Origin of the sequence: Aeromicrobium sp. CFBP 8757 (assembly GCF_014841755.1) — a bacterium.
In the GTDB taxonomy this organism is placed as follows: domain Bacteria; phylum Actinomycetota; class Actinomycetes; order Propionibacteriales; family Nocardioidaceae; genus Aeromicrobium.
In genome coordinates this window covers 494,329-515,734 of record NZ_JACYUM010000002.1, presented here as the reverse complement: position 1 = coordinate 515,734, position 21,406 = coordinate 494,329, and the positions used below count along the sequence as shown (strand labels likewise).

At 72.3% G+C, this 21,406-nt stretch carries 16 protein-coding genes and 1 riboswitch; of the genes, 8 read left to right on the top strand and 8 right to left on the bottom strand.

The features are described 5' to 3' along the window. Window positions 1–102: 102 nt before the first annotated feature. Both IFT73_RS09455 and IFT73_RS09450 read left to right on the top strand, forming a co-directional pair. The gene (locus IFT73_RS09455) at window positions 103–1,011 is read left to right on the top strand and encodes a pseudouridine-5'-phosphate glycosidase (protein ID WP_192167404.1); all 909 of its coding nucleotides are present in this window, start codon (window positions 103–105) and stop codon (window positions 1,009–1,011) included. A 10-nt stretch (window positions 1,012–1,021) separates the two neighbouring features. Further along, entirely contained in the window at window positions 1,022–1,846 is an 825-nt protein-coding gene (locus IFT73_RS09450) for a carbohydrate kinase family protein (protein ID WP_192167403.1), read from the top strand. Between the two features lie 122 nt (window positions 1,847–1,968). Here IFT73_RS09450 and IFT73_RS09445 read toward each other — a convergent pair whose 3' ends face one another. From IFT73_RS09445 to IFT73_RS09430, 4 genes are all read right to left on the bottom strand, one after another. Next, window positions 1,969–2,718, bottom strand: a complete 750-nt coding sequence (locus tag IFT73_RS09445) for an alpha/beta fold hydrolase (protein WP_197983869.1) — start codon at window positions 2,716–2,718, stop codon at window positions 1,969–1,971. Further along, window positions 2,715–3,605: a carbohydrate kinase gene (locus tag IFT73_RS09440; protein ID WP_192167402.1), complete on the bottom strand. Its 891-nt coding sequence runs from the start codon at window positions 3,603–3,605 to the stop codon at window positions 2,715–2,717. Before IFT73_RS09440 ends, IFT73_RS09445 begins: the two co-directional genes overlap by 4 nt. 76 nt (window positions 3,606–3,681) lie before the next feature. After that, window positions 3,682–4,902 carry an AGE family epimerase/isomerase gene (locus tag IFT73_RS09435; RefSeq protein ID WP_192167401.1) on the bottom strand — a complete coding sequence of 407 codons (1,221 nt, stop codon included), beginning with the start codon at window positions 4,900–4,902 and terminating at the stop codon, window positions 3,682–3,684. A gap of 144 nt (window positions 4,903–5,046) precedes the next feature. Beyond that, window positions 5,047–6,294 carry a uracil-xanthine permease family protein gene (locus IFT73_RS09430; RefSeq protein WP_056603609.1) on the bottom strand — a complete coding sequence of 416 codons (1,248 nt, stop codon included), beginning with the start codon at window positions 6,292–6,294 and terminating at the stop codon, window positions 5,047–5,049. Between the two features lie 86 nt (window positions 6,295–6,380). Between IFT73_RS09430 and IFT73_RS19600 the strand changes: the two genes are divergently transcribed. Further along, the gene (locus IFT73_RS19600) at window positions 6,381–7,166 is read left to right on the top strand and encodes a matrixin family metalloprotease (RefSeq protein WP_192167400.1); all 786 of its coding nucleotides are present in this window, start codon (window positions 6,381–6,383) and stop codon (window positions 7,164–7,166) included. On the opposite strand, the gene IFT73_RS09420 is transcribed toward IFT73_RS19600, so the two are convergent. The 4 genes from IFT73_RS09420 to IFT73_RS09405 form a co-directional block, all read right to left on the bottom strand. Beyond that, complete coding sequence (locus IFT73_RS09420) at window positions 7,160–7,546, bottom strand: YchJ family protein (RefSeq protein ID WP_192167399.1); 387 nt, start codon at window positions 7,544–7,546, stop codon at window positions 7,160–7,162. The two genes, IFT73_RS19600 and IFT73_RS09420, sit on opposite strands and share 7 nt — an antisense overlap. Before the next feature lie 234 nt (window positions 7,547–7,780). Further along, window positions 7,781–11,086 carry a heterodisulfide reductase-related iron-sulfur binding cluster gene (locus IFT73_RS09415; RefSeq protein WP_192167398.1) on the bottom strand — a complete coding sequence of 1,102 codons (3,306 nt, stop codon included), beginning with the start codon at window positions 11,084–11,086 and terminating at the stop codon, window positions 7,781–7,783. Between the two features lie 124 nt (window positions 11,087–11,210). Beyond that, window positions 11,211–12,395 (bottom strand): MFS transporter, encoded by a 1,185-nt coding sequence (locus IFT73_RS09410; protein ID WP_192167397.1) that lies wholly within the window; start codon window positions 12,393–12,395, stop codon window positions 11,211–11,213. Between the two features lie 92 nt (window positions 12,396–12,487). Beyond that, entirely contained in the window at window positions 12,488–13,033 is a 546-nt protein-coding gene (locus IFT73_RS09405) for a DUF4916 domain-containing protein (RefSeq protein WP_056603600.1), read from the bottom strand. A 311-nt stretch (window positions 13,034–13,344) separates the two neighbouring features. Between IFT73_RS09405 and IFT73_RS09400 the strand changes: the two genes are divergently transcribed. The 5 genes from IFT73_RS09400 to IFT73_RS09380 all read left to right on the top strand — a co-directional run bounded on the left by IFT73_RS09400 (window position 13,345) and on the right by IFT73_RS09380 (window position 21,393). Next, window positions 13,345–16,998, top strand: coding sequence for an Ig-like domain repeat protein (locus IFT73_RS09400; protein ID WP_192167396.1), 3,654 nt, complete (start codon window positions 13,345–13,347; stop codon window positions 16,996–16,998). 94 nt (window positions 16,999–17,092) lie between these two features. Beyond that, window positions 17,093–18,466, top strand: coding sequence for an FAD-dependent oxidoreductase (locus tag IFT73_RS09395; RefSeq protein ID WP_192167395.1), 1,374 nt, complete (start codon window positions 17,093–17,095; stop codon window positions 18,464–18,466). Window positions 18,467–18,565: 99 nt separating this feature from the next. Then, window positions 18,566–18,676: riboswitch (TPP riboswitch) on the top strand. Beyond that, complete coding sequence (locus IFT73_RS09390; RefSeq protein WP_192167394.1) at window positions 18,666–19,298, top strand: ECF transporter S component; 633 nt, start codon at window positions 18,666–18,668, stop codon at window positions 19,296–19,298. It overlaps the preceding riboswitch by 11 nt. Before the next feature lie 11 nt (window positions 19,299–19,309). Then, a complete protein-coding gene (locus tag IFT73_RS09385; RefSeq protein ID WP_197983867.1) occupies window positions 19,310–20,698 on the top strand; it encodes an ABC transporter ATP-binding protein in 1,389 nt (462 codons plus the stop codon). Continuing rightward, entirely contained in the window at window positions 20,695–21,393 is a 699-nt protein-coding gene (locus IFT73_RS09380; RefSeq protein ID WP_192167393.1) for an energy-coupling factor transporter transmembrane component T, read from the top strand. The genes IFT73_RS09385 and IFT73_RS09380 overlap by 4 nt, the downstream gene beginning before the upstream one ends. Window positions 21,394–21,406 lie beyond the last annotated feature (13 nt).

Genomic DNA, 21,406 nt, shown 5'->3' with positions numbered 1-21,406 from the left:
GTATTCGCGAGTGGTGCGGTGTGGACTTTCTGGGACGGCGTGTCTGACCACGACGCACCGCTCGCGGACGGGAATGCACCACTCGACTCGTAGGATCTCGGAGTGACCCTTCCCCTCAGCATCTCGCCCGCCGTGCAGTCCGCGATCGACGAGGGGCGGCCCGTCGTCGCGCTCGAGTCGACGATCATCTCGCACGGCCTGCCACGCCCCGACAACCTGCACGCCGCCCGCCGCTTCGAGTCGATCCTGACCGACGCGGGCGTCGTCCCGGCCACGATCGCGGTGCTCGACGGCGTGCTCAAGGCCGGTCTGACCGACGACGAGCTGGTGCGCGTCGCGGGCGAGGACATCCCCAAGCTGAGCGTGCGCGACCTGCCGATCGCGATCGCCCGCGGCGGCAGCGGCGCGACGACCGTCGCCGCGACGTCGTACATCGCGAACCTCGCCGGCATCCGCGTGTTCGCGACCGGGGGCCTCGGCGGCGTGCACCGCGGCGCGTCCGAGACGTTCGACGAGTCGGCCGACCTGACGATCCTGTCGCAGGTGCCGATCACGGTCGTCTCGGCCGGCGTGAAGTCGATCCTCGACATCCCGGCGACCCTGGAGCGCCTCGAGACCCTCAGCGTGCCGGTGCTCGGCTACGGCACCGACCGCTTCCCGAGCTTCTGGCTGACCGACTCGGGCTTCGAGCTCGACTGGACCGTGCCGGACGCCGCGGCGGTCGCCGACGTCATGGCGGCTCGCGACGCGCTGGGCCAGCAGGCCGGCATCCTGGTCGCCAATCCGCTGCCGGTCGCCGAGCAGCTCGACCCCGCGGTGCACGACCGGGCGCTGACGGACGCGCTGCGGATGGCCGGCGAGCAGGGTCTGACGGGCAAGGAGGTCACCCCGTTCCTGCTGCTGACGATCGTCGAGCTGACCGGCGGCGAGAGCCTCGCGGTGAACTTGAAGATCGCCGAGAACAACATCCGGGTCGCGGGCGAGATCGCGCTGTCGTGGTCGGCCCGATGAGGGACGCGCGATGATCCTCGTCGTCGGCGACCTGGTTGACGACATCGGCGTCCGCCCGCTCGGCGCGGTCAACGCCGCGAGTGACACCGTCTCGGAGATCCGCATGACGGCGGGCGGTTCGGCGGCCAACGTCGCGGCGTGGCTGGGGCACCGGGGCGCGCCGGTGCGCTTCGTGGGTCGCTGCGGTGCGGACGCCGTCGCGCGTCACGTGGCGGCGCTCGAGGCGTACGGCGTCGACGCCCGTGTCTCGGGCGACCCCGACCTGCCGACGGCGACGATCGTGCTGACGCTCGACGCGGCCGCCGACCGGACGATGTACGTCGACCGCGCCGCCAACGCGACCATGACGGCCGAGCACGTCCCCGCCGACGTGTGGGACGGCGTGACGTGGCTGCACCTGACGGGGTACTCGTTCTTCGACGACGCGGTGCGGCCGCTGGCGCTCGGGCTCGTGGCCGAGGCGCGGCGGCGCGGGGCCGGCGTCAGCATCGACCCGAGCTCGCTGGGCTTCGTCGAGGCCGCGGGACGCGAGACCGTCCTGTCGTGGCTCGCCGGCGCCGACCTGGTCTTTCCGAACGAGGACGAGCAGGGGTTCCTGCGGCTCGAGGGTGACGGGGTCGTCGTCACGCGCGGCGCCGAGGGGGCGACGTTCGCGGGCGAGGCGGTCGCGGCGCTCGAGGCCGACGTCGTCGACACGGTCGGTGCCGGCGACGCCTTCGCGGCGGGCTTCCTCAGCCGCTGGGTCGGCGCGCGGGACGCCGAGGCGTCCCTGCGCGCGGGCGCCGAGTCGGCCGCCGGGTGCGTGTCGGTGCGGGGAGCCCGCCCGGTCGCCTGACGTCCCGGCGCGCCGAGTGGTGCATTAGCGAGCGCGAACGGTGCAATGTGGTCGGACACGCCGTCCCAGAATGTCCAGGCCGCACCACTCGCGGGTCACGCGGGACGGGGGGCGGGCAGGGCTCAGGCGAACCAGTCGGTGAAGGCTTCGCCGAGCTCGGGGGTGCCGGAGGCGCCGACGTGGTCACCGGGCACCTCGACGAACGACGCGTGCTGCAGGGTCGCCGCCAGCTCGCGGCCCGCGTCGGGCTCGTCGTCGGTGCCGGTGACGACGAGCGTCGGCACCGCGATCGCCGCGAGCTGCTCGCGCGTCGTGTCGACGGGGGTGTCGAGCACGTGCCGCAGCGCCGTCGGATCGCCCTGGGTCTTGCGCAGGAAGCCCTCCATGAGCCAGTCGCGCGAGCCCCACTCGTGGCGCCCGAGGTGGTCGAGCACGTGCCGGAACGTCGTGCCGCGGCCCGCGGCGTGCAGCAGCTGGTCGAAGCCGGCTCCGCCCACCGCGGCCCTGCGGGGGCCGGCGCCCCGCACCAGCATGCGGACGACCGTGCGCGCGCCCAGCGAGTAGCCGCCGAGGTCGTAGTCGGTCAGGCCCAGGTGCTCGACGAGCGCGAGGGCGTCGTCGGTCAGCACGTCCGGCGGGTACGCGGCGCGATCGTGCGGCTTGGGGCTGTCGCCGTGACCGCGCATGTCGGGCACGATCACGCGGTGCCCGCTCGCGACCAGCCGGGCCGCGTGCCCGCTGCGCAGCCACGCGACGACACCCGTCGTGAAGAACCCGTGCAGCAGCAGGACGGGCCGCCCGTCACCGACCTGCCGGTACGCCAGCTGCAGGCCGTCGCGCCCGGCGTGGTGCTCGACCGGGGGATCGGTCACGGGGTCAGGTCGATCGTCCGCGGCGGGTCGGCCCCCGGACGCGAGCAGGTGATGGCGGCGGCGCTGGAGGCGTACATCGCCAGATCGGTCAGCTCGGTGGCGTCGAGCTCGGACGCGCTGGGCCAGTCGTACGTCGCGCACCACGCGAGCATCGCCGCCATGAACGAGTCGCCCGCGCCGATCGTGTCGACCATGCGGACGTCGGCGGGCGGGACGCTCGCGAACGCCCCCGCCGTCGCGATGACGGCGCCCTCGCCACCGCGCGTGATCGCGACGATGCCGTGGTCGGCCGCCAGCCGGCGGACCAGGTCGGCGGGATCCTCGTCGGGAAACAGCGTCGCGGCGTCCTCGTCGCTCATCTTGAGGATCGAGGTGTGCGGCGCGATCTCGGCGAACACGCGCCGCCACACCTCGGGATCGGGCTCGACGGCGAGCCGCACGTTGGGATCGAACGACACCGGGACGCCCATCACGTCGGCGCCCACCACGAGGTCGGCGACCAGCGCGGCCCCGGGCTGCAGCGACGTGCCCAGCGAGCCGACGTGCACGGCGACGAAGTCGGCGGGATCGGGCAGTGCCGCAGGGTCCCACGTCAGGTCGAACTCGTAGCTCGCGCTGCCGTCGCCGGCCAGCGTCGCTGCCGCCGTCGACGTCCGCGCCGGCACGGGGTCGAGCTCGACCAGTGCGACGTCGGAGTCGGTCAGGTGCCAGCGGAGCCCGTCGCCGTAGCGGTCGGGGCCCACCTGCGCGGCCAGGACCGTCGGCACGTCGAGGCGGGCCAGGCCCACCGCGACGTTGAACGGTGATCCGCCGGCGTGCGGCTCGGGCTCGCGGCCCTCGCGCTGCACGACGTCGACCAGCGCCTCGCCGATGACCAGCACGGTCATGCGGCCTCCTCCCGGGAAGAGCGACGGTGGGTCGTCGGCCGCATGAGCACCTGTCGATGACCTCGCTGGCGCTCGGTCATGCGATCTCTCCGCCGATCGTCAGTGCCGCACTGGGCGACAGCGGCAGATCGGGCAGCGTGAGGGCGTTGAACGCGTGGTACGCATCGGGCTTGCCGCGCCACGTGCGCGTCGAGCGGGCCATCGACGGGCCGAGCTCGTGGTGCCACGAGCCCGTCGCGTCGTCGACGAAGTGCTCGGCGATCTCGGACCACCACCGACTCGCGAGCCCCGCGTACAGCGCGCTGTCGGTGTAGGTGTGGAGCGCCTCGGCCGCCAGGACGGCCTCGGCCATGACCCAGTGGAAGCGCTCGCGGACGACCGGTTCGCCGTGCCAGTCGGTCGTGTAGGCCAGGCCCGGGGTGTCGTCCTCGGCGGTGTCCTCGACGGCCTGGGCGAACAGGGCCTCGGCGGCCTCGAGGATCCACGGTCGCGGCTCGTCGAGGCTCGCCGCGAGCTGCACGAGCAGCCGCGACCACTCGAAGGCGTGCCCGGGCGTCGCGCCGTAGGGACGGAACGGATCGGCCGGCGACTCGACGTTGTACTCCGGGACGGGCGTCCAGTCGTGGTCGTAGTGCTCGGGGATGCGCCAGCCGTGCGAGCGGGCGTGGATGCCGATGATGCGCTCGCAGATCGACAGGGCGCGCTCGTGCCAGACCGGGTCGCCCGTGACGTCGCCGGCCACCAGGTACGCCTCGACGGTGTGCATGTTGCTGTTGGCGCCGCGGTAGGGGTCGACCTGCGTCCAGTCGCGGCTCAGCGACTCGACGCAGCGGCCCGACTCGTGCTCCCAGAAGTGGTGCGTGTGCAGGTCGGTGGCCTCGTCGAGCAGGGCCTGGGCGCCCTCGGCTCCTGCGGCGACGGCGGTGGCCGCGGCGAGCAGGACGTGGGCGTGGCCGTAGCAGCGCTTGTCGGTGTCGTCGGTGTGCCCGTCGACGTCGACCTCGTCGTACCAGCCGCCGTGCTCGTCGTCGTGGAACAGCGTCTGCAGGCTGCGGACGCCGTGCTCGGCGAGTCGCAGGGTGTCGCTCGCTCCGGACAGGTGCGCCAGAGCGAAGACGTACGTCATGCGGGCGTTGATCCACAGCTCGAGGTTCTTGTCGGGATCGGGCTCACCCGCGTCGTCGAGCCACACGAACCCGCCCTCGGGTCGCGCGGAACGGCGGGCGAAGGCCAGCAGGTCGGTGCGGGCGGCGTGCCGCCAGGCGGGGGAACCGGTCGAGCCGTCGGTGGTCACCATGGGTCCACCGTAGGGTGCGTCGACGACAGCGCGACGCCAGCCCGTCGCGAGTGGTGCAAACCTGTGCGCGAGTGGTGCGGTCCGGTCAGACACGCCGTCCCAGAAAGTCCACACCGCACCACTCGGCGAGCAGGGCGCGAGGGGTCAGCCGCGCAGGCGCTGCAGCTGACGCATCGCGTGGTAGACCACGACGGCCGCGATCGTGCCGAGCGCGATGCCCGTGAACGTCATGTCGCCGGCGCTCAGCGTCAGGTTGCCGATGCCGATCACGAGGGCGATCGCGACGGTGTACTGGTTGACGGGCTGCGTGAAGTCGACCTGGTTGTCGATCCAGATCTTGACGCCGATCAGGCCGATGAGGCCGTACAGCGCGACCGTCACGCCGCCCAGCACGCCGGCGGGGATCGTGTTGAGCAGCGCACCGACCTTGGGCGAGAGGCTCAGCGCGATCGCCACGACCGCGGCGACCCAGTACGCCGCCGTCGAGAACACGCGCGTCGCGGTCATGACGCCGATGTTCTCGCCGTAGGTCGTGGTCGCCGAGCCGCCGCCCATGCCCGCGATCGTCGTCGCGAGGCCGTCGGCGAACAGGGCGGGGCCCGTCTTCTCGTTGAGCGACGGGTCGTCGGTCAGGTGGGCGACGCTGCGCACGTGGCCGACGTTCTCGGCCACCAGCACCAGCACGACGGGCAGGAACATCGGCACGACCGACCACGTCATGCTGGGACTCGTGAAGTCGGGCAGGCCGAACCAGTCGGCGTCCGCGACCTGGCCGAAGTCGAGCTGTCCGCCGATCGCCGCGGCCGCGTAGCCGACGACGACGCCGACGAGGATCGACAGGCGGGCGAGGAGCCCGCGGAACGCGACCGCGACGACGACGATCGTGGCCAGCGTGATCGTCGCGATCCACGGCCCCTGCGCGAAGTTGCCTGTTGCCGCGCCCGACAGGTTGAGGCCGATCAGCGCGACGATCGCACCCGTCACGACGGGCGGCATCAGCACCTCGATCCAGCCCGTGCCGGTGACGGTCACGAGCGCGCCGATCAGGGCCAGCAGGATGCCCGTCACGACGAGGCCGAACAGCGCGTCCGACATGTCGCCGGCCGCCGTCGCCGCCTGGATCGGCGCGATGAACGCGAACGACGACCCGAGGTAGCTGGGCAGGCGGTTGCGGGTCAGCAGCAGGAACAGGATCGTCCCGACGCCCGAGAAGAACAGGGTCGTCGTGGGCGGGAACCCGGTCAGCAGCGGCACGAGGAACGTCGCACCGAACATCGCGACGACGTGCTGGCCGCCGAAGCCGATCGTGCGGGGCCACGAGAGGCGTTCGCCGGGTCGGACGAGCTCTCCCTCGGCGATGGTCTTGCCGTCGCCGTGCAGTGTCCAGCTCACGCGGTGTCCTCTCGTCGGGCCCAGTGCCGGTCACATCGTAGGGGCGGGACGTGCGGACCCGACCTCCGGCGGGGGACAATCGGTGGGTGACCGCACGCGGGAGGGACGCCGATGCCGGTCGTCGGCGCGCTGCGGTCGCGGTCGCGGCCCTCGTGGTGCTGCTCGGCGCGCTGTCGGTCGCCTCGATGCTCGACGACGGTGCGGCCGGGGGAGCGTTCCCGGATCGTCCGGACGACGCGGCGTCGACCCCGCTCGGCGTGCCGGCCGCGAGAGCCGGGGACGCCGACCAGTACCGGCTCATCGCGACGCAGCCGGACGACGACGAGCCGGTGACGTACGACCCGTGCGCGCCGATCCACCTGGTCGTCGACCCACGCACGATCGTCGAGGGAGGCATGCGTCTGCTCGACCAGGCGCTCGACGAGGTCAGCGAGGCGTCGGGGCTGCAGTTCGTCGTCGACGGGACGACCGACGAGACGGCCCCCGACGACGAGACCGTCCGGTCGCCCGACGGGGGCTGGCTGCCCGTCACGGTGACGTGGAGCGATCCGGCCGCCTCCCCGAAGCTGAAGGGCAGCGTCGCGGGGTTCGCCGGCAGCTCGTCGGTCGAGCGCGACGGCCGGCGCTGGTTCGTGACCGGGACGGTCGTGCTCGACGGGCCGCAGCTGGCCCGCATCCTCGACGGTCGTCGGGGACGCGCGTCGGTGCGGTCGGTCATCATGCACGAGCTCGGGCACCTCGTGGGGCTCGACCACGTCGACGCACCGGGTCAGCTCATGCAGCCCGAGGGCGACCAGACGCTCACGCGGTGGGGCGCGGGCGACCTCGCGGGTCTGGCGGCCGTCGGCAGCGGCGCCTGCATCCCCTACTGACCGCGCACGCCGTCGACGTAGAACCAGCGGCCGCCCTCGCGGGTGAAGCGGCTGATCTCGTGCTGGCTGCCCCGGCCGGACGGCGAGCGGTGGAAGGCCTCGAACTCGACGACCCCTGACGTCTCGAACGGACCGCCCTCGCGGGTCGCGAGGACGTCGAGCCGGTACCAGCGCTGGTCGTCGTCGAGCTCGAGGGACGCCGGCCGGGTCGTCGGGTGCCACGTGGCCAGCAGGTAGTCGGGGTCGCCCACGGCGAAGGCGCTGAAGCGCGACCGCATGAGCTGCTCGGCGGTCTGGGCCGTCGCGGAGCCGTCGTGCAGGCGTCCGCAGCAGTCGGCGTAGGTGAGGCCGCTGAGGCAGGGGCAACGGGTCGTCGACATTTCTCCATTCTCCACCGTGACCCGCCCGGGCGAGCGTCGTTGATCCTTTCGAACCGGGCACACTCCCTCCCGTCCGGTTGCGACGCTGGTCCCTCCCGATCAGCACGAAGTCCGGTCCGTGGCTCCCTCCCGACCGGACTTTTCGCATGTCATGGCACGGACGAACGACATCGGGGAGCCTTCCGGTCACGGGGTGACCGGGAAGCTCCCCGATGAGGCGAGTGGTGCCGCGCGCTACTTCTTGGGCTCGTCCTCCGGCTCGTCGACGACGTCGTCGAAGGCGAGCTGCGTCGCGGTGGCGCTCAGGTCGGCGCCGCTCGGGTTGGCGTCGGTGAGCTCGGCGACGTCCTCGTCGACCGGGTCGGCCGTCGACGTCTCGTCGTCGACCGCGGTGATGCCCTCGGGGGCCGTGGCCGACGCCTCGGGCTCGGCGACCCTCTCGGCCTCCTCCTCGCGGGCGTCGCCCTGGACGGGCTCGGTCTCGTCGGGGACGGCGGTGACCTCCTCGGCGGGGGACTCCTCCGGCTCCGGCGTCGGCTCCGGCTCGGTCGTCGCGGTGGGCTCGGACGGGGTCAGGTCGGTGTTGACCGGTCCGACGTTGGCCCAGGCCGCGTCCTCCTTCTCGGACGCCTCGCGGTCGTCCTCGGCGGCCTCGGGAGCCGTGGCCGACGCCTCGGGCTCGGCGACCCTCTCGGCCTCCTCCTCGCGGGCGTCGCCCTGGACGGGCTCGGTCTCGTCGGGGACGGCGGTGACCTCCTCGGCGGGGGACTCCTCCGGCTCCGGCGTCGGCTCCGGCTCGGTCGTCGCGGTGGGCTCGGACGGGGTCAGGTCGGTGTTGACCGGTCCGACGTTGGCCCAGGCCGCGTCCTCCTTCTCGGACGCCTCGCGGTCGTCCTCGGCGGCCTCGGCCGAGGCCTCGGGAGCGTCAGCCGTCGACTCGTCCGCCTCGTCCGCGGCCTTCGCCTCGTCGGCGGCGGCGACCTCGGCGTCCGTGGGGGCCTCGGCGCGCGCATCGGCGTTGCGGGGCTCGACGGGAGCCGCGGACTCGTCGGCGTGACCGCCGCCCTTCCCGTCGACCTTGACGTTGTTGTCCGCCGCGATCTGCTGGTCGGCGGCGTCGCTCTTCTCCGACGGCTCGTCGAGCGCCTCGGTGTCGGAGGTCTGCTTGTCGTCGGGGTCGCCGTCGGTGTGCGCCTTGGCGGCGACGCCGACGTCGGCGGTCTCGGTGACCGAGTCGGGGTCGGCGGCGTCGTCGGCGCTCGGCTCGGCCTCGGTGGCCGGATCGGTCGCCGGATCGGTCGCCGCGGCGGCCGTCGCGGTGGCGGCCTCGGCCTCGGCCACGACGTCGGCGTCGTCGGACGAGGTCGGCTCGGGGGCCCGCTTGACGCCGGCGAGCAGCATCTGCGCGACGTCGAGCACCTCGACCTCCTCGCGGGCCGCACCCTCGGACTGCTTGAGCGTCAGGCCGTCGGACAGCATGACGCGGCAGAACGGGCAGCCGACCGCGATCTGGTCGGCGCCGGTGGCGATGGCCTCCTCGGTGCGGTTGACGTTGATCCGCGAGCCGATGCTCTCCTCCATCCACATGCGGGCGCCGCCGGCGCCGCAGCAGAAGGACTTCTCGGAGTTGCGCGGCATCTCGGTGAACTCGGCGCCCGGGATGATGCTGAGCAGCTCGCGCGGCGGCTCGTAGACCTTGTTGTGACGGCCCAGGAAGCACGGGTCGTGGTACGTGATCTTCTTCTTCTCCTCGTTCGCGACGGGCGGACGAGGCGTCAGCTTGCCCTCGCGCACGAGGCGGTTGAGCAGCTGGGTGTGGTGCACGACCTCGAGCTCGACGCCGAACTCGGCGTACTCGTTCTTGAGCGAGTTGAAGCAGTGCGCGCAGGTCGAGACGACCTTCTTGACCTTGGTCTCCTTGAAGACCTCGGCGTTCTGCATCGCGAGCTGCTGGAAGACGATCTCGTTGCCGGCGCGGCGGGCGGGGTCACCCGTGCACGTCTCGCCGTCGCCCAGGACGGCGAACGTCACGCCGGCCATGTCGAGCAGCTCGGCGACGGCCTGCGTCGTCTTCTTGGCGCGGTCCTCGAAGGCGCCGGCGCAGCCGACCCAGAACAGCCACTCGACCTCGTCGAGGTCGTCGACGTCGACGCCGACCTGCTTGACCTCGAAGTCGAGACCCTTGGCCCAGTCCATGCGGGCGGAGGCGTTCATGCCCCACGGGTTCCCCTTGCGCTCGAGGCCCTTGAAGATGTTGTTGAGCTCGGCGGGGAAGTTCGACTCGACGAGCACCTGGAAGCGGCGCATGTCGTCGATGTGGTCGACGTGCTCGATGTCGACGGGGCACTGCTGCACGCAGGCACCGCAGTTGGTGCACGACCACAGGACGTCGGGGTCGATGACGCCGTACACCGACTCGTCGCCGATCAGGGGGCGCTCGAGCTCGGCCTTCTGCTCGTCGGTCAGGTTCGCCTGCTCGTCCTCGGAGAGCGTCAGCAGGGGAGCCTTGGCGTAGGCGTGCTCGCGGAGGCCGAGCACCAGCAGCTTGGGCGACAGGGGCTTGTCGGTGGCCCAGGCGGGGCACTGCTCCTGGCAGCGTCCGCACTCGGTGCAGGTCGTGAAGTCGAGGATGCCCTTCCAGGTGAAGTCCTCGACCTTGCCGACGCCGAGCTTCTCGAAGTCCTCCTCCTCGAGCTCCTCCATCGCCTCCATGTCGAGCGGCTTGCCCTGGATGTAGATGGGCTGCAGGCCGCCGAGGGCCGTGCTGCCGTCGCTGTTGCGCTTGAACCAGATGTTGGGCCACGCTGTGAAGCGGTGCCAGGCCACGCCCATCGTGAGGTTGCGGGCGATGACGATCAGCCAGACCATCGCGAGCGTGATCTTGAACATCGCGACGAAGAAGACGACGTTCTTGAGGCCCTGCTCGGACTCGGGGTAGAGCAGGTCGCCGACGTACGAGCTGAGCGGGAAGTGCGCCCGTCCGCCGTGCTCGCCGCCGTGGAAGTTCTCGATCAGCTTGTACTCGGCGCCGCGGATGAACAGGATAGCCGCGCCCTCGAGCATCGCCATGGCCTCGACGAAGTAGGCCTGCCAGAACGTCGAGCCGAAGAAGCGGCTCTTGCGGTCGAGGCGACGCGGGTGGTTCCACTGGCGGACGGCGATCAGGTAGACGATGCCGATCGTGCTGAGCAGTCCGAGACCCTCGGCGGCCCATTCGTAGAGGTAGAAGTGGCCGATGATCGGCCAGGCGAACTCGGGGTCGAACAGCTGGAAGTAGCCCTGCAGCACCGCGGTGCTCAGCAGCACGAACGCGGCGTAGACGAACCAGTGGGCCACCGCGACGGCGCGCTTCTGGAACATCCGGGTGTGCCCGAACGTCTCGATCAGCATGTTGGCGGTGCGCTTGGCGGGGTTGTCCCGGCGACCGACGAGCGGCCGTCCGGTGCGCAGCACCTTCAGCATGTCGCGCACGGCCTTGGTGATGAGTGGCAGTGCCACGGCGGTGATGACAAGCGAGACGACGATCGCGACGACCTGCATGAAGGTCCCTACTCTCTAACGACGAGCCGGGTCCGGCGACGACCCTGACAGTAGGGCTGACATTAACCGGTCGGTAACTTCTGCGCCCAGTAAGGCTTGCCAAATGCCCTTGGCGTGAACCGGGTCACACAGCACGACCGCGCTCGCCGCGGACGGGCACGAGCGGGATCGCGACGAGCGGGAAGATCGCGACCGCGGCGAAGGCGAATCCGTAGCCGCGACCCTCGACGACCGCGCCGACGACGGGCGGCACGAGGGCCGAGACGAGGTACTGGCCGGTGTTCTGCAGGCCCATCGCCCGGCCCGACCAGAACGGTCCGCCGATCTCGGCGACCGACGTGAACGCGAGCCCGTTGTCGGCGACGGTGATGGCCGTGGCGAGGACGATCAGCGCGACGGCGAGGGGCGTGCCCGACAGCAGTCCGAGCGACAGCATCGTCGCGGCGGCGGCGACCGCGACGATGCGCATGGGGCCGAGTCGGCTGCCCACCTGGTCGGACCACCAGCCCGCGGCGATGCGTCCGCCGGCGCCGAGCACCTGGGTGGCCGCCACGAGGGCGCTCGCCGCGAACGTCGACCAGCCCTTCTCGTCGATCAGCCACACCAGCATGTACGTCCACACCGTGAACTGGGGGACGACGAGCAGCGCGGACGCCAGGTGGATGCGGGTCAGGCGGTGGTCGCGCCGGTAGGGGTTGGCGAGCTGGCCGCTGTCGGCGGCCTCGGCCCGGGTCGGGCGCGGTGGGTCGACGATCAGCAGGGCGCTCGCCACCGCGCCCGCCAAGGCGATGCCGGCCACGATCAGCAGGGTCGTGCGCAGCCCGTCGGCCTCGGCGACGTTCGGCACCAGCAGGGCCGCCGTGCCGACGCCCAGCGGCAGCCCGGTCTGGCGGATGCCCATCGCGGTGCCGCGCCGGTCGACCGGGAACCAGCCGACGACGACGCGTCCGCTCGCCGAGTTGGTGCTGCCGGCGCCGATGCCACCCAGCACGAACCACAGCGCCAGGGCCGTGAGCGAGGTCGAGAACGCCGCTCCCGTCGCGCCGACCGTGACGATCGCGAGCCCGATCGTCATCGAGGCGCGCTCGCCGATGCGGTCGACGACGAGCCCCCACACCACCAGCGACACCGTGATGCCGACGAACGGCGCGGCCACGACGACGCCGGCCTCGCGCAGGGAGAGGCCGCGGTCGTCCCGCAGGAACGTGATGAGGAACGGTGCGCCGTTGACGAAGATCGTCCCGGCCACCTGTCCGAGCATCGAGACGCCGAGCATCAGCCACTTGTCGGGCGTGCGGGTCTTCGACATGTCCACATCCTGATACGAATTGTCTCAGGATTCAGACTACGCCGAGGCGCGCTCTATCTCCGCGCGGGTCCCACGACCCGGACGGCGGCCGGTCAACGACCGAGAAGGCCCACGTGCGCGAGGGCCTGCTTGAGCAGCGAGCCGCGTCCGCCCTCCATGTCGGCCAGCACGTCGGGGTGCGCGGCCTCCTCGGGCGTCAGCCACGTCAGCTCGAGGGCGTCCTGGCGGGGGTTGCACTCGCCGGTGACCGCGACGACGTACGCCAGCGCGACGGCGTGCTGGCGCGGGTCGTGCAGCGGGGTGACGCCGGGGAAGGGGAAGTACTCGGCGACCGTGAACGGCACGATCGACGTCGGCAGCTGCGGGAACGCGGTCGGGCCGAGGTCCTTCTCGAGGTTGCGCAGCAGCGCGTCGCGCACCGACTCGCCGTGCAGCACGCGACCCGAGACCAGGGTGCGGGTCATCGCGCCCGTCGTGGCGGAGCCGCGCAGCAGCACGCCGATGTGCTCGACCGTGCCGTGGGCGTCGATGCGCACCGGGACGGCCTCGACGTACAGGATCGGCACGCGGGAGCGCGTCTCGTCGAGCGCGAACTCGGGGAGCCAGCCGGGATTCGGGTCAGGGGTGCGCACGGACATGGCCACATTCTGTCCTACCGGTCGTGACGGGCGCCCCGGCGCGGGCGTGTAGCAGACCCGGCGGCACGCGGGTGACCCCCACTTTTTACCTGACGCACTGTCACGAAACATGTGTGACACCTCCGATGTCACGGTCGCGAAACAGGAGACGCCGATGCTGAGGCTCCCCCCGCCCCCTTGGCGCGCGACGACGGCGTCCGCGTGGAGGTGGAACCGAGCACCCCTTCGAAGGAGCACGCGTGTTCTCAGTACGACGACAGGTATGGCGCGCCGGTCTGGCCGCCGTCCTGGTCTCCATCCCCTTGGCGACCTTGCCCTCCACGGCCTTCGCGGCCGACGACGACCTCGCCTCCGGCTCCGGCTGGAACGTGACACAGGCCCCCGGCGGCTACCTCGTGACCGTCGAGCTCGACGAGAAGCTGCCGATCAAGTCCGACGCGCCGACGATCGAGGTCGACGGCGTCCCGATCGGCATCGCCACCGAGTCCGCCGACGGCAGGAGCCTGACGGTCTTCACGACCGACCCGGCCGTGGTGAAGGCCGACGACGCCGAGGCCGGCTGGTTCAGCAAGCCGTCCGGCGACACCGCGTCGGCCAGGAAGGCCCAGGCCGCCGAGATCGCTCCCGCGGCCGCCGAGGAGCTCGACGCCAACCCGTCGTCCATCGGCTCGTACGAGGTCACCGAGTCGGTCTACAACTTCGGCACGCAGTCGATCCCACTCGCGGGCATCGGCGGCATCCGCGGCGAGCTGCAGGGCAAGATGTACCTGCCCAAGACCGGCGGCGCCCGACCGACCGTCGTCCTGCTCCACGGACGCCACACGTCGTGCAGCACCGGCACGACGCCCGCGACGCGCTGGCCCTGCAACCCCGGCCAGATCAACGTCCCGAGCTTCGCGGGGTACGACGGCACCGCCCGTGCGCTCGCGAGCCACGGCTACGCCGTCGTCTCGATCGCGGCCAACGCGATCAACTCCAACGACAACCAGCTCGCGCTCGACCAGGGCGCCCAGGCCCGCGGCCAGCTGATCCTCGACACGCTCTCGATGCTCGACAAGGCCGGCAAGGGCGAGTCGGTGACGTACTACGACGCGCAGACGGGCAAGGACGTCTCGCTGGCCGACGCCCTGGCCGACCAGAGCCCTTTGCCGGGCCTGACCCAGGCGACGCAGGCCATCAGCCCGTCCGACCTGGTCGGCCGCTTCGACCTGACCGACGTCGGCCTGATGGGCCACTCGCGCGGCGGTGAGGGCGTCACCTCGGCGGCGACCCTCAACCAGGCGCTCGACAAGCCGTGGGGCATCAAGTCGATCCTGCCGCTCGCGCCCGTCGACTTCGCCCGCATGACGGTGCCGGACGTCGCGATGAACGTGATCCTGCCCTACTGCGACGGCGACGTCTCCAACCAGCAGGGCCAGCACATGCTCGACGACAGCCGCTACGCGTTCGACGACGACGCGCTGCGCAGCGGCGTGTGGGCCATGGGAGCCAACCACAACTTCTACAACACGGTCTGGACGCCCGGCGTCTACGCCTACTCGGTCAGCGACGACTGGGGCGCCACGTCGACCGACGCGGTCTGCGGCCCCCGTTCCGGCACCAACATCCGCATGACGGCGCAGGAGCAGTACGACATGGGCACGGCCTACATGGCCGGCTGGTTCCGTCTGACGCTCGGCGGCGAGAAGCAGTTCCTGCCGATGTTCGACGGCTCGGGCGCGGTCCCGGCCGTCCTGAACGGCGAGGACGTCCGCAGCGTGTCGACGGCTCCGTCGTCGGCCCGCAAGACGGTCTCGACGTTCGAGTCGACCAGCTCGCTGGTCCGCACGCAGGGCGCCGCGACCGCGACGGTCTGCGCCAGTGCTGCCGGGCGCACCGTCTCGCAGCCGCTGCCGTCGTGCACCACCGCGGCGCTCGGCACCTCGGCCCAGCCCCACTGGACGCCCGCCAGCAACGGCGGCAACGTCCCGGCGACGCCGGTCACCAAGATGGTGTGGACGGCGCTGTCGACCGGCACCACGACGCAGACGCCGAGCGAGGTGCGCGTCTCCGTCCCGGCGGCCGCGCGCAACGCGAGCGGTGCCGAGCGCCTGTCGGTCAAGATGGCGGCCGACGAGTCCGTCGTGACGGGCACCGACGTCACGATCACGGTCGTCGACGCCAAGGGCGCGGCCTACAGCTCGCCGGTCTCGAGGCTCAACCCGCTGGCCGTCAACCGGCTCCCGGCCTCGACGGACGCGCGGCTCAAGAAGATCGTGCTGCAGCAGGTCAACGTCCCGACGTCCGCGCTCACGGCGGCCGGCCTCGACGTGTCCGACGTCCGTGAGGTGCGGTTCGCCGCGGCGACGGGTGCGGACGCGACGGCGACGGGCGGCGTGTTCCTGTCCGACCTCGCGTTCGAGACGTCGTCGGTCGGCACCCCGGTCGTCAGGACCGAGCCGACGATCGACATCGCCGCGCCGACGGTCGACGAGGGCAACGGTCCCGGAACCGCGGACATCGCGGTCTACCTGGACGGACCGGCGGCCAAGCCCGTCACGGGCTACGTGTCGGTGCTGGGCTCGGCCACGGGTCGCGGCGGCATCACGATGGAGAAGGTGACGTTCGCGCCGGGTGAGACCTGCAAGGTCGTCACGGGTCCGATCCTCGGCGACGCGCTCGCGAGCGCCACGGCCAGCACGGCCGTGAAGTCGTCGGTCATCAACACCTCGGGCGCGGTCATGGGCAAGAACGCCCTCGCCAACCTCACGGTGCGCGAGGACGACGGCGTCACGGGCACGACGCCGATGCTGCCCTCCGCGGGCATCCAGGGCGACGCGTGCGCCGAGCTCAAGGCCGTCGGCACGACCGGTTCGGTCGCCGTCGACGACAAGACCCCCGCGCCCGGTGACACCGTGACGTTCACGGCGTCGGGCTACCGCTCGGGCGAGGGCGTCACGTTCAGCCTCGGCACGACGGTCCTCGGGGTCGGCACCGCCGACGCCTCGGGCAAGGTCGTGCTGGCGACGACCGTCCCCGCGGACGCCACGATCGGCGTCACCGCCGTGACGGCGGTCGGCTCGGGCACGGGCTTCACGTCCACCGGATCGGTCGAGGTGCTGTACGCCACCGAGACGACGCTCGCGATGTCGCCGGAGATCCCGGCGATCAACGAGCCGGTCACGCTGACGGCGACGGTCGAGGGCACCGACACGGCCGGCACGGTCGAGTTCCTCGACGGCACGACGTCGCTCGGCACCGCTCCGGTCGTCGACGGTGTCGCGACGCTGAAGATCGCGGGATTCAAGGCCGGTGACCACTCGGTCACCGCGGTGTTCGGCCAGACGGGGACCGCGCAGTCGTCGACGTCCGCGGCACTGACGCTGATGCTCGAGAAGGGCAAGTCGGGCATCGCGCTCGTCCTCGCCACCGACTCGTCGGTCTACGGCACGGGCGTCAGGGGATCGGTCGCGGTGGCCAACGGCGACGGCGGCTCGGTCCGGCTGACGTACGGCGGCACGACGGTCGACCTGCCGCTCGGGTCGTCCGACGCGGCCGCGTTCACGCTGCCGGCAGGTCTGGCAGCCGGGTCGTACACCGTGAGCGCCGTGTTCACGGGCACCGACCGGTTCGAGCCCAGCGGCGTCGCCACGGCGAGCCACCAGGTGACCAAGGCGCCGACCAGCGCCGCGGTCTCGGCGAAGTCGTCGGTCAAGAAGGGCCGGACCCTGACGGTGAGGACGACCGTCAAGGGCGCCACGGCCGGGACGTTCCCGACCGGGCAGGTCAAGGTCTACGTCAAGACCGGCAAGGGCTCGTACCGGCTCAAGAAGATCGCGACGCTGACGCCGGGCAACCGCGGCGTCGTCAGCGCCGGGGTCAAGGTCACCAAGAAGAAGGCCACGATCCGCGTCAAGACGGTCTACTCGGGTGACGGCAACTACGGCGCCAGCAGCACCGGCTCGAAGGCGGTGCGCGTGAAGTAGCCGGCACCGTGCGCACGGCGGCGGGGAGGATCCTTCGGGGTCCTCCCCGCCGTCGCGTCCGGCCGCTGGCCCGTGCCGGTGGCAGCATGGTCGGGTGATCAACGGTGGCGTGTCGTTCTGGTGGCAGCAGATCGGACGCCCCGAGCCCCGCGAGGCGCTCGACGGCGACCTCCGGTGCGACGTGTGCATCGTCGGCGGCGGCCTCAGCGGTCTGTGGACGGCGTACACGCTGGCCGGGCTCGACCCGACGCTCGACATCGTCGTGCTCGAGGCGGAGTTCGTCGGGTACGGCGCCTCCGGCCGCAACGGCGGGTGGCTCTCGGCCGAGCTGTCGGGCAGCAAGGAGCGGTACGCCGCGACGCACGGACGCGAGGGCGTCACGGCACTCGTGACGGCGATGGAGCACGCGGTCGACGACGTCGTCGAGGTGTGCCGCGTCGAGGGGATCGACGCCGACGTCGTCAAGAACGGGGTGCTGTACGTCGCCCGCTCGCCGGCTCAGCTCGTGCGGATGCGCGAGGGCCTGGCCGACGACCTCGCGTGGGGGATCGGGGCCGGTCACCAGACCGAGCTGACGTCCGACCAGGTCGGCGAGCGGCTCCGGGTCGAGGGCGCGCTCGGCGGCGTCCTCAGCCCGCACTGCGCACGCGTGCAGCCGGCCAGGCTGGTGACCGGTGTCGCCGAGGCCGCCGAGCGTCGCGGCGTCCGCATCCTCGAGCGCACGCGCGTCACCGGCATCGATCCGGGCGTGGTCACGACCGAGCGCGGACGGGTGCGCGCCCCGCGGGTGCTGCGGTGCCTCGAGGGCTACACCGCGTCGCTGCCGGGCCAGCGACGGTCGTGGCTGCCGATGAACTCGGCCATGGTCGTCACCGAGCCGCTGCCCGACGCCGTGTGGGACGACATCGGGTGGGCCGGCGCCGAGCTGCTGGGCGACAACGCCAACGCCTACTGCTACGCCCAGCGGACGGCCGACGGCCGCATCGCGCTCGGCGGCCGCGGCATCCCGTACCGGTTCGGCTCGCGGACCGACGTCGACGGTCAGACCGACGACTGGACCGTCTCGTCGCTGACGGGCATCCTGCACGACATGTTCCCGGCGACGCGGGCGGCGAGCATCGAGCACGCGTGGTGCGGCGTGCTCGGGGTCCCGCGCGACTGGTGCGCCAGCGTCGGCTTCGACGCGTCCACGGGGCTCGGCTGGGCGGGCGGCTACGTCGGCAGCGGACTGACGACGACCCACCTGGCCGGGCGGACGCTCGCCGACCTGACGCTGGGCCGCGACACCGGGCTGACGCACCTGCCGTGGGTCGACCGTCCGGTGCGGCGCTGGGAGCCGGAGCCGTTGCGCTGGCTCGGGGTGCGCGCGATGTACGGCCTCTATCGCGAGGCCGACCGCCGCGAGGACCGCGGCCTGGCCCGTCCGAGCCGCCTGGCCCGCCTCGGCGACCGTCTCACCGGGCGCTGACCCGGGCCCGGGGCTCGGGGCGACGAGAGAATCTGGGTTCGTCCGAGCCCGCGCGGACGAACCCAGATTCCTCCGTCGGCCTTCGCGGGATAGGCTCGGACCACACGACAGGGGAGCGCCACCGCAGAGGGCGCTGAGAGTGCGGATCCGCCGCAGACCCTTGAACCTGCACCGGTTAGTACCGGCGAAGGGAGTCACGATGAGTTCTGCCACCGCGTCCAAGAACGGGTTCGACGTGCGATACCGCACGATCGACCTGGTCACCATCACCACCCTGGGTGTCGCCTTCGGCGTCATCTTCTGGGGCTGGGGGAAGCTCTACGAGCCGCTCAGCGGCCTCGCGGTCTTCTCGTTCCCGCCGAGCACCGCGCTCCTCGGCGGCGTCTGGCTGTCGGCCGGCGTCGTCGGCGGCCTGATCGTCCGCAAGCCCGGTGCGGCCTTCGCCACGGAGTTCATCGCCGCGGCCGTCTCGAGCTTCATCGTCGGCGGAACGCAGTGGGGATGGGGCGTCTACGCGTCCGGCTTCTGGCAGGGGCTCGGCGCGGAGCTGGTCTTCCTGCTGTTCCTGTACCGCGCGTCCCTCCTGCGGCGCTGGGGCCTCGTCGTCGCGATGCTCGCCGGCGCGGCCGCCGCCGCGTTCGAGGCCGTGTACGAGTGGACGTCGTACTACTCGTACTGGGACATGGGCTACAAGCTGGCCCACCTCGGCTTCTTCGTCGTCTCGGGCGTCGTCATCGCCGGCATCGGCGGCTTCGCGCTCGTGAGGGCGCTGGCGACGGCGGGCGTGCTCGACGCGTTCCCTGCCGGACGCGAACGCGTCACCGAGGTCTAGGCGGCGGGCGAGTGCTGGGCGAGGTCCGGCTCCGCGACCTCACCTGGAGGCCGATCGGCCGCCGCGCACCGGTCCTCGCCGGGCTCGACCTCACGGTCGCGCCCGGCGAGCGGGTGCTGCTGGTCGGGCCCAGCGGGGCGGGCAAGTCGACGATCCTGCACGCCGTGGCCGGCGCCCTCGGCACGACGATCGCCGGCGACCTGTCAGGAACGGCTGAGGTCGACGGACGGTTGGGGCTGCTGCTGCAGAACCCGGCCGACGCTGTCGTGGCCGAGCGCATCGGCCGCGACGTCGCGTTCGGCCCCGAGAACGCCGCGATGCCGCCCGACGAGATCTGGACCCGCGTCGACGCGTGCCTCGAGGCCGTGGGCCTGACCTACGGTCGCGACCACTTCACGGCGGCGCTGTCGGGCGGCGAGCAGCAGCGACTCGCCCTCGCCGGGGTGCTCGCGATGCACCCCGACGTCCTGCTGCTCGACGAGCCGACCTCGATGCTCGACGCCTCGACCGCGTCGAGCGTCCGCGAGGCCGTGCTGTCCGCGAGGGACGACCGGACGATGGTCGTCGTCGAGCACCGCATCGAGCCGTGGCTGCCGCACGTCGACCGCGTCGTCGTGCTGGGCCCCGGTGGCGTCGTCGTCAGCGACGGGACGGTCGGGTCGTTCCTGGCGGGTCCCCGGCCGGCCGGGGTGTGGATGCCCGACATGCCGGCTCCCCTCCCCGTCGACGTCCCGACCGACCTCGTGCGCCCCGCCGTCGAGGCGCTGACGGTGACGGCGACGGACGTGTCGGTCGAGCTGGTCATGCGGACGTTGCGGGGCACCCAGCGCTCGCGCGCCCTGACGGGCCTGACGGCGAGTCTCGTCCCGGGTGCGACGACGGGCTTCACGGGTCCGAGCGGTGCCGGCAAGTCCACGGCGCTGGCGGTCCTCGGCGGGCTGCTCAAGCCCGCCGGCGGCTCCGTCTCGCCGGAGCTGCGGCGACGGCGGTCGGCCGCACTGGCGTCCCTCGTCGGCTGGGTGCCGCAGAACCCGGAGCACGGGTTCCTGACGTCGACGGTGCTGGCCGAGGTCGGGCACACGGCCCGCCGCGTGGGTCGCGAGGTCGATGCGCCGGCGGTGCTGGACCTGTTCGGGCTGGGGCGGTTCGCGGCGTCGAACCCGTATCGCCTGTCGGGGGGAGAGCAGCGTCGTCTCGCGCTGGCCGCGGCGCTGGCCCACCGGCCCGGCATCGTCCTGCTCGACGAGCCGACGGTGGGGCAGGACCCGGGAACCTGGGCGGCGGTCGCGGGGTGGGTGGGCTCGTCGCGCGACGCCGGTGCGACGGTCGGCCTCTCGACCCACGACGCCGATCTCGCCCTCGACATCGAGCACCGCATGCGCGAGGGCGCGATCGCATGAGGTCGCTCGTCCTGCGGGCCAATCCGTTGGCTCAGCTCTCGGTGGGCCTGTTCTCGCTGCTGGCCTCGTTCTGGGTCGACAGCCTGCCGGTCGCGCTGACCGCCCTCGGCGCCTACGTGCTGGCGGCTGCGGTGCTGCTGCCGGGCTGGCGCTACCCGCTGGTGTGCCTGGCGTTCACGTCGATCGCGGCTCTGACGATCGTCTACTCGACGTGGCGGCTCGGCGGTCGGGACCTCGAGGTCGCGGCGACGGCCGGCCTCAGGATCGTCGTGCTGGCGTGGCCCGGCTCCGTCATGGCGGGGTACGTCGACCCGTCGCGGCTCGCCGACTACCTGGCCCAGACCGTGCGCCTGCCCGCTCGGCTGATCGCCGCCCTGGCGGCGGCGCTGCAACGGTTCACGGGCTTCGGCCTGGCCTGGCAGCAGCTCGAGCGGGTGCGCCGCGTGCGCGGGTTCGGGGCGGGTCGCAACCCGTGGTCGAACGGGCGGCACGCCGCGAACATGTCGTTCGCGCTGCTGGTGCAGGCCATGCGGGGTGCGACGGCGACGTCGATCGCGATGGACGCCCGGGGGTTCGCGACGGCGTCCGGACGCACGTGGGCGCTGCCGGCGCCGTGGACGCGTCTCGACGCGGCCGGGCTCGTGGTGGCGGCCGCGCTGGGCGCCGTCCCCGTCATCGCACGGCTCGCGACGTGACGTCCGAGCGGCC